The sequence below is a fragment of the Wolbachia endosymbiont of Ceratosolen solmsi genome (assembly GCF_017869155.1).
Taxonomy (GTDB): Bacteria; Pseudomonadota; Alphaproteobacteria; order Rickettsiales; family Anaplasmataceae; genus Wolbachia; species Wolbachia pipientis.
In genome coordinates, this window is record NZ_CP054598.1 from 938,579 (window position 1) to 945,680 (window position 7,102).

Annotated in this window: 7 protein-coding genes and 1 pseudogene; 3 read left to right on the forward strand and 5 right to left on the reverse strand. The window is 35.3% G+C overall.

Annotated elements, in window-relative coordinates; all coding sequences use genetic code 11:
- Window positions 1-118 precede the first annotated feature (118 nt).
- Together HUB95_RS04615 and pth are read left to right on the forward strand one after the other, a co-directional pair.
- Window positions 119-730: a 50S ribosomal protein L25/general stress protein Ctc gene (locus HUB95_RS04615; protein ID WP_197907361.1), complete on the forward strand. Its 612-nt coding sequence runs from the start codon at window positions 119-121 to the stop codon at window positions 728-730.
- Entirely contained in the window at window positions 730-1,278 is a 549-nt protein-coding gene (gene pth / locus HUB95_RS04620) for an aminoacyl-tRNA hydrolase (RefSeq protein ID WP_015588814.1), read from the forward strand. Before HUB95_RS04615 ends, pth begins: the two co-directional genes overlap by 1 nt.
- A gap of 2 nt (window positions 1,279-1,280) precedes the next feature.
- On the opposite strand, the gene HUB95_RS04625 is transcribed toward pth, so the two are convergent.
- Both HUB95_RS04625 and ubiH read right to left on the reverse strand, forming a co-directional pair.
- Complete coding sequence (locus HUB95_RS04625) at window positions 1,281-2,243, reverse strand: IS481-like element ISWpi4 family transposase (protein ID WP_015588815.1); 963 nt, start codon at window positions 2,241-2,243, stop codon at window positions 1,281-1,283.
- A 441-nt stretch (window positions 2,244-2,684) separates the two neighbouring features.
- Complete coding sequence (ubiH, locus tag HUB95_RS04630; protein ID WP_015588816.1) at window positions 2,685-3,833, reverse strand: 2-octaprenyl-6-methoxyphenyl hydroxylase; 1,149 nt, start codon at window positions 3,831-3,833, stop codon at window positions 2,685-2,687.
- 293 nt (window positions 3,834-4,126) lie between these two features.
- Here ubiH and HUB95_RS04635 point away from each other — a divergent pair, with 293 nt between their 5' ends.
- A complete protein-coding gene (locus HUB95_RS04635; protein WP_209452358.1) occupies window positions 4,127-5,047 on the forward strand; it encodes an Rpn family recombination-promoting nuclease/putative transposase in 921 nt (306 codons plus the stop codon).
- Here the strand turns inward: HUB95_RS04635 and HUB95_RS04640 are convergent, their stop codons facing one another.
- The 3 genes and pseudogenes from HUB95_RS04640 to HUB95_RS04650 form a co-directional block, all read right to left on the reverse strand.
- Window positions 5,048-6,088, reverse strand: a complete 1,041-nt coding sequence (locus tag HUB95_RS04640) for an Mrp/NBP35 family ATP-binding protein (RefSeq protein ID WP_015588818.1) — start codon at window positions 6,086-6,088, stop codon at window positions 5,048-5,050. It abuts the gene before it with no gap.
- Window positions 6,089-6,095: 7 nt separating this feature from the next.
- Window positions 6,096-6,407 (reverse strand): annotated as a pseudogene (locus HUB95_RS04645) (nuclease/transposase family protein); the annotation flags it as partial.
- A gap of 95 nt (window positions 6,408-6,502) precedes the next feature.
- A complete protein-coding gene (locus tag HUB95_RS04650) occupies window positions 6,503-6,763 on the reverse strand; it encodes an HNH endonuclease signature motif containing protein (RefSeq protein WP_209452359.1) in 261 nt (86 codons plus the stop codon).
- Window positions 6,764-7,102: the final 339 nt, after the last annotated feature.

Below are 7,102 nucleotides of genomic sequence, written 5' to 3' on the forward strand. Positions count from 1 at the left end.
TATCTAAATAAATCCTTTCACAAACAATTAGTATGAAAGAATGAAGTTTGAAATAAATATTTTTATGTTATATTATTATTAAATTATATTAAAAGGATTAGCTGAATAGGAGTAACCGATGATGCAACAGGAAATAGTAACAATTAATGCAGAGTTACGTGATATAACAAAAACAAAAGCGATGCATTCTCTAAGGAAGAAAGGAAACATCCCTGGAATAATATATGGAAAGGGCCATGATAATGTAAATTTGACATTGTCTGCAAAGGAATTCACGAAGCAATATAAATCAGGTTCTCTTTCTGCACATTTGATAGAGCTGAATATTTCGGGCAAAAAGGAATATGCTCTTGTTCGCGATATCCAATTGCATGTAGTAAAGGATACTGTGCAACATGTTGATTTTCAATTTGTTGATAAAGGCAGTGAAATTAAAATAGACATACCTCTATCATTTGTGAATGAAAGTAAAGCCCCAGGGATCAAGTTAGGTGGAGTGCTTAATGTTTTGTGTCGTTCTATTGCTGTTAAATGCTCTCCTGATAAAATACCTCAGGTTATTGAAGTTGATTTATCCGGTAAAATGATTGGCCAGTCTATACATATTAATGATGTAAAATTACCAGAAGGTGTTAAGTTTGTAGCCCATGAAGAAGAAAATTTTACCATTGTTACAATTTCTGCTGCCGATAGTGACGTTGAAGAACCTCAAGCAGAAACAGAGGAATAGTGCACCTGATAGTTGGGCTTGGTAACCCTGGTAGTCAATATGAGTTAACTCATCATAATATCGGCTTCATCGTAGTTGATACAATTTGCAAATATTGGAATTTCCAGTCGTTCTCTAAAAAAGCCGATTATCTAATAACCTCTGGCATAATTAATGATAATAAAATCATGTTAATAAAGCCTTATTCATTTATGAATAATTCAGGCATCCCTGTTGCAAAAATACGAAATTTTTACAAATTATCGCTAGATAATATTGTTGTCATACACGATGACGCTGATTTGGAACTTGGAAGAATAAAAATAAAGAAAGGTGGTAGCTCTGCTGGACATAATGGACTTAAATCCATAGATAGTTTTATTGGCAACGATTATTGGCGCTTGAGATTTGGAGTGGGTAGACCTGAAGATCAAAGAAGCTTAGCAGATTATGTGTTATCAAAATTTTCAAATTTTGATAATGTTACTTCCTTAGTGGAAAAAATAGCAAAAAATATACACTTAATGCTGCAAGGAGATAATACAGCTTTTATCAATTTGATTGTATAATATTACGAAACACAGGGAGTGTATGGTCCCAGAGTGTGATGGTGTGGATTTAGTATGAACAATTCAGGAGATTTTGTCCACTGTAAAGATATAAACTCAAAAGGTGTAAGACCCTTAAGAGTTTTGAGTCTTTTAGCATAATTGTAGGCCATAACAAAGTCATAAAGATGCTCTTTGAGTTGCTGGTGAGACTGATAGTAATACTTCTTAACAGTGGCATTCTTTAAAGTTTTGTTCATACGCTCAACTTGCCCATTTGTCCAAGGATGGCTAACTTTTGTTAGACGGTGTTCAATGTCATTTTCTTCACAAGCTCTATCAAATATATGTTGAAAAGCGTATTTATGGCGTTTTTGGTTGGTAAATTGTACACTGTTATCTGTCAAAATAGTGTGGATTTTATATGGTAAAATTTTAATCAAATTACGTAGAAACTCAGCAGCTATAGGTTTTGTAGCACTTTTATACAACTCAACATACGTAAATTTGGATGTTCTATCTATTGCAACAAACAAATATAACTTTCCTTCTTCTGTTCTGACTTCTGCAATATCAATATGGAAATAGCCTATAGGATATTGTTTGAATTTCTTTTTTGGTTTAACTTCGCCATCAACATCTGGTAGTCTGCTAATGCTGTGCCTCTGTAAGCAACGATGTAGACTAGAGCGAGTCAAGTGTGGGATTGAGGTTTGCAAAGCGTAGAGACAATCATCTAATGGCAATAGAGTATGCTTACGAAATGCAACAATTACAGCCTCCTCTTCTAAAGTTAAAACAGTTGATCTTGCATGCTTTGGACCCATATCAGCGTCTTTGGCAAAAGACCGTTTTCTCCATTTAATGATAGTTTTTGGATTAAGGTTATAGTACCTGGAGAGTTTTGCTATGCTCTCTTTACTATTTTGTATTGCTCTACGAATTGTCTCTGTTGTTTTGGCGCACCCATGTAATATTTGTCCCATAATTCCTCCTTTGATGGTATTGTTTTCTCATATTTTATCATACCATCACACTCTGGGACCATACATCCCCCCTCCCCCCCTAATTCCTATATCAAACCTTTCTTTACTAGATTATATAGTCAATATAAAAAGCCATATAAAATTGCTTCCACTGCTGCCATGAGGAAATTGCTTATTCTTGCTAACTCTTTAGTCAGAGATGACAGGGTTTTTACTGAGGAATATAACTCTCTGTCTGTTTCTATCTAAGAGCCAGCATAGCTGTGGATAAGTACTTTTATCTGTATAAACGTGCTTATCCACAGCTACATCAATTTTTCTATTGACTTTTAACACAACTGCTGAACAGATACATTCGTCATCCCGCTACGTGTTAGCGGCCAAGATACCGCGGCGGTATGCCGTGGGAAACCTGACTTGCATTAGCTATAAAATAGTGATTTATATAAATCCCATAGCATGCCGAATGAAGCGTTTTTTGAGGAAATTTGAATTTTCAACTGCAATCAAGCCAAGATTTCTTAGTGCTTTAGCGCAGAATATTCTGTTGGAAAACATCCTATTTAATCCATCAGTTGCAAGCGCCATTGTAAAATTATCAAAGTATCTGTTACGTGAAATTTTCTTTAATAAATAACTACTGCCAACATCAATACCAGATGCTTTTGCGGCAACTACGTGCTTTATAATACTTTCTACATCTCTAATTCCAAGATTAAGCCCTTGACCTGCAACTGGATGAATTGAATGTGCTGCATCGCCGATAAGCAAAACTCTACCCTTATATAACTTTTTTGCAAAAGCAAAACTTAAAGGATAAAGTTTTCTTTCACCCTCTAATTTTATCTCTCCTAAATAAGAACCAAATCTTTTTTTAAGCTCTATAATAAATTCTTCTTCAGACAGATCCATTAGCATTTTTGAAATTTCAGATTTTTCTGTCCAAACTATCGAAGAAGTATAGCCACCCTTCATCGGTAGAATTGCAAATGGACCGCCAGGAAAAAAACGCTCTACAGCTAAGTTTTGGTGATGCAGTTCATGCTTTACATTAAATACTATGCTACTTTGTTTATAGTCAAATTTCACTGTCGGTATAGAAAATAACTCTGGTAATTTAGAGTTTTTGCCTTCAGCGCAGATAAGTAGCGATGATATTAATTCCTGGTTATTATCAAGAATAACTTCCACATATCCTGAATCATAAGCAATTGTTTTATAGGAATGTGGAGAGTATATATTTAGTTTATTCAGAAAATTATTGTTGATTGCATTCCATATAGCAGCATTGTTAATAACATAACCCATTGGTTCTTCACCAACCATTTTATGATTGTAATGCACAGTAACCGCATCTAATATGCATATATCAAGTATTGGCTCAGCTTCGCTTTCTATAAACTGCCAAATCCCTAATTTTTCCAATATTTTTTTCGAGCCTTGAGAAATAGCAAATGCTCGGTTGTCATCTACTACACGTGGCAAACTATTTTTTTCAATTACAGCTACAGACACAGAGTTACAACTGAGGCCAATTGCAGTAATAAGACCAAGTAACCCACCACCTGAAATGATTACATCATAATTCATTTTATTTACGCTAATTGTAAAATTATATTTTATCTATTTTGAAAATAGTTTAAACAAACTTTATAGACAAAGACCTATAGCTAACCCAAGAAAGGTTGTAACCAGACTGCATTCTGTGATTTTTTTTTAGCAAAGCACGATACACAATCGTCATTCCGCTACTAGTTAGCGGAATCTATGCCGAGATACCGCGGCGGTATGACGGTTCGCGGCGGCATAGCTATCTTCAAAAATATGGTTGAATAATTGTTAATAATAGTGTATAATTATTAATATTTTTAAGCACTTTGGCTATGGCTTTATCTAAGTTTCTCGACCCTAAGCTGGATTTAACCTTTAAAAGAATCTTTGGCACTGAAAAAAATAAGAATATTCTCATACATTTTTTGAATGATATTTTAGGGTTTACCGAGATAAATACTATACAAGAAGTGGAATTCCTCAGTACTATAATGGATCCTGAAATTGCCTCTGATAAGCAAAGTATAGTTGATGTTCTTTGCAGGGATTCTAGTGGGACCAGGTATGTGATTGAAATGCAGCTTACTCGCGATAAAGGCTTCGAAAAACGAGCTCAACTGTATGCTGCTAAGGCTTACTCAAGACAATTAGATAAATCTGGCAACTACATTGATTTAAAGAAAGTCTTCTTTATTGCTATATCAAATTGTAACTTACTTCCTGAAGAAGTTGATTATATATCCAACCACACTATAAGAGATGAGAAAACCAATGAGCATGACTTAAAAGATTTTCAATTTATATTTATTGAACTACCTAAATTTCCTAAGAATAAGAAAGAACAGCTAGAAAGCATAGTGGATCGTTGGTTATTTTTCTTCAAATATGCAGATGAAACTACGGAAGAAGACTTAAGGAAAATAGCAGAAAAAGCACCAATAATAAAGTTAGCCTACGATGAATTAGACAGGTTTAGCTGGAATGAAAAAGATTTAGTAGCTTACGAAGAAAGAATAATGGATCTACGGAAAGAAGAAGCCATTCTTGAATACAGACTTGATCTTGCTACTGAAAAAGGCAAAAAAATTGGTAAAGAGGAAGGCAAAATTGAAGGGAAAATCGAAGTCGCAAAAGCAATGCTGGCTAATAATGTTGATGTTAACACTATTGTCAAGTTTACTGGCCTTTCTATTAGTGAGATTGAAGAATTAAGTGTGAACGGTTACCCCTACGTCATACCGCCGCGGCGCTAACTAGTAGCGGAATGACGGTTTTTCAAATTGTAGAGCCACTTTAGCTATAACATCTTTAGCAATACCTTCATAAATCCCTGCTAAATCTTCACTTAACATTAAAGGATTTCCACAATCAGAAGCATGGCATATTTGTGGATCTAGAGGAACTCTGCCTAGAAGTTTGATGCCCAGCTCCTCAGACATTTTTTTTGCACCGTCTTTTCCAAATATGTATATTTTTGAGCCGCTTTGAATGAAATAACTCATATTTTCTACAATGCCAATAACCGGTACGCTGAGCTTTGTAAACATATCATAAATTTTGCGAGCATCGATTAAAGAGAGCTCCTGTGGAGTTGAAACTATTATCGCCCCAGTTAAGTTAAAATTTTCCATAAGACTTAAATGCACATCGCCAGTTCCAGGTGGTGTATCAATTATCAAATACTCTATATCGGACCATTTTGTTCCCATTAGCAGACTATAAAGTGCTTTTGTAATCATAGGTCCGCGCCATATTGCTGCACGATCTTTATCGATAAAATAGCCAATTGAAATAGTATGCAGTCCATACTTTTCTATAGGCATTGCTTTACTATCCTGTATTTCTGGCTTTAATTTTTCAGCGCCAAGCATTTTAGGAATTGAAGGACCATATATATCTGCATCAACCAGCGCAACTTTGTGTTTTAACTTTGCTAATGAGAGAGCAAGATTTAGCGCAACTGTGGACTTGCCCACACCGCCTTTACCAGAGGCCACAACGATTATATTTTTCACTCCTTCGATATGTAATTTAGCTTTTTGTTGCCCAGTTTGTTTTTGACAAGTAGCAACCACGGTCACTTTTGTCACCCCCGGTATAGCTTTAACAGCTTGCTCACAATTTCTTCTTAATTCTTCATTTGCTTGCGTGTTACCGGCAACTTCAAGCACAAAACCAACATCTTGACCTTTAATAATAATTGAGGATATTATGCCAAGAGCGATCACATCTTTACCGCTTTTTTGCTCTATGACTTTTTTTAAGTTCTCTCTTACAATTTTTTCGTTGATCATTAGCCTTTTAGGTGATTTCTTCCTGAAGTCGTTTAATCTCAGCTTGAGGAAGGCCGGTTGTCTGAGAGATAATATCAATAGAGATGTCAGCCTTAAGTAGGTTTTTTGCTACTTCAATCTTTCCTTCAATCTTTCCCTCATCAAGTTTTTTAGCGAGGATGCCTTCTTCTTTCAGCAGATCCATTATTCTTTCTTCATATGCTACTAAATCTTTTTCATTCCAGCTAAACCTGTCTAATTCATCGTAGGCTAACTTTATTATTGGTGCTTTTTCTGCTATTTTCCTTAAGTCTTCTTCCGTAGTTTCATCTGCATATTGTTGTCTAAGTGAAGAAGGTCGCCCCTCCTCACTCGACTTCAAAACCGTACGTGAGACTTTGAGCCTCATACGGCTTCTCTCTAATTTGGTGCTTTTCATGCACACCTTCTGTGTAATTCATCGTGACAATGTCCATGTAACAAAGATAAGTTTGTGATCATATTGTTTCGTCTATTCTGGTCTTTGTGATGTATTTTTATTGTATCATCACTTTTAAACCATAGTCTACAATTATCGCATTTACTTTGGTGCAACCTCAATAATTTTATTACTCCTAGTGGCTTATCTGGTATTTTTCTCAGACGTTTACCCCAATATACCCAATCACCATCATATGGGGATCTGGTTTTTTGCACTTTGTTTAATAACATGATCGCTGTGTATAGTAAGACGTACCTTGTTACTTGTCATAAAGCGCCAGTTTTCGTTATTATACTTCTTAAAGTACTTTCTTTTTATCCAGCATTTCCCTTTGTTTGGGTGCCTAAAGACTGACCTTACCCAGAAAAAGTGGAGAGAAAGAAAGGAGTTTTTTCGGGTAAAATAAAATTTTGGAGGATTAGAAATGGCAAGAGAATATAAGGCAGAATTCAAATTGGAAGCTGTTAAGCTGACAAATGAACAAAGAAAGGTAGGTCAACCAGTTGCAAAAGTAGCAAGAGATCTAGGAATAAGGGATAGTGTATTAGGAAAAT

Excerpts from the sequence above, each read along its gene's own strand:
- HUB95_RS04615 (WP_197907361.1), top strand. The coding sequence starts at position 119 with ATGATGCAACAGGAAATAGTAACAATTAATGCAGAGTTACGTGATATA.
- HUB95_RS04625 (WP_015588815.1), bottom strand. The coding sequence starts at position 2,243 with ATGGGACAAATATTACATGGGTGCGCCAAAACAACAGAGACAATTCGT.
- ubiH (WP_015588816.1), bottom strand. The coding sequence starts at position 3,833 with ATGAATTATGATGTAATCATTTCAGGTGGTGGGTTACTTGGTCTTATT.
- HUB95_RS04635 (WP_209452358.1), top strand. The coding sequence starts at position 4,127 with ATGGCTTTATCTAAGTTTCTCGACCCTAAGCTGGATTTAACCTTTAAA.
- HUB95_RS04640 (WP_015588818.1), bottom strand. The coding sequence starts at position 6,088 with ATGATCAACGAAAAAATTGTAAGAGAGAACTTAAAAAAAGTCATAGAG.